The organism is Cupriavidus sp. KB_39, assembly GCF_052114485.1.
Lineage (GTDB): Bacteria > Pseudomonadota > Gammaproteobacteria > Burkholderiales > Burkholderiaceae > Cupriavidus.
This window is the reverse complement of the sequence record NZ_JBFREV010000137.1, coordinates 1-1,097: the sequence shown is the minus strand read 5'-3', so window position 1 is coordinate 1,097 and position 1,097 is coordinate 1. Positions and strand designations below refer to the sequence as shown.

General features: G+C 56.9%; 2 protein-coding genes. Both read right to left on the bottom strand.

All coding sequences use genetic code 11. The features are described from left to right. Positions 1-160 precede the first annotated feature (160 nt). On the bottom strand, positions 161-457 hold the full coding sequence (locus AB4Z27_RS29110; protein ID WP_186296975.1) for a contact-dependent growth inhibition system immunity protein: 297 nt from the start codon (positions 455-457) through the stop codon (positions 161-163). Positions 458-462: 5 nt separating this feature from the next. Beyond that, positions 463-1,097, bottom strand: a 635-nt coding sequence (locus tag AB4Z27_RS29105; protein ID WP_441645998.1) for an RNase A-like domain-containing protein, incomplete at its 5' end; no start/stop codon positions are given.

Here is a 1,097-nt window from a genome sequence, read left to right as displayed (position 1 = left end):
CCCCCATGAAAAGAGAGGCCCGACGCTACCGACCCAGCGCCAGCGCACTATTGAGATGGCGCAAACCCACGCGGGAACAAGGAAATTTCGAGAGGACTACGATCGCTGACGCCAGCGTATCGCTCCCCTCTCCCCGCCCGGGTTGGAATCCCGGCCTTTTTTATATGGCCTCTTTCAGATGCCTTTGGACTTCCTCGAGGAAGGATTCGATTGTGAATCCCCAAACGGTCAAGTCAATCGCACAGTCGAACTCGCGCTGGAATGCCGCGTCGAGGTCCGCAATATGGTTCTTTCTGAATGCTTCGATTTCCAGAAGCATCGATTTCCACATAGTCGCGTCTGATTCGCAGATATAAGCACGAATCAACTCCTCCGCGTTCTGGCCCCACAAATCATAGTCCTGACCAAAATATATTCCGAGGAAATGGGATAGCTCCGTGTATCTCGTCTCGTCCATGACAGTTAGATATTCGTGTATGCGGTAAGAATATAGAACGGCATGTCGTTGTGCTGCCCGCGTTTCAGCACAACGGTTACAGTCCGTGCATCGTGCGATTTTCCCGTACTTCGTAGCAACACTCTTCCCACTGGCTTTCCCAAGATCCCCTTAAGCCTCAACGTGGAAGCACTGCCGGAGGCCCATGCCGCAATCTGTTTGCTTTGCGCACGCATCACGTCTGAAATCGCCTCTTCCGCCGCACGTAAGTTGGTGAACGTTGAAGCCCTGTCCAGACCCGGTTCCCTGACAAGTCTCTCCCGCAGTTGCGCGTCAGTCTTTCCAACGTGCTTCCGAATCGTATGGCCGCCCGATCCGCCGGCGGTCTTCGCCTCGTGCTGCACCAAGTAAATCCGCCCTGTGGTAATACTCGCCACCCGCGCCGCCTTCAGCATGCCAGCGAGGCCGAATCCCACACCAATATCCAGCGACAGCCCGATATTGCCGGCCATGTCCGGCGGCGCCCGCATGGTCTCTGCGAGCTTCGTTGCGCCCTGCTGAGTCAGTGTTGCAGTGTCGTGCCCGGTCCAGGCTTGTCGCATGCCGCGCCAGGCCGTGTCCGCGCCATGCATGCCGAACGCGATACAGCCAGCTTTCGTCA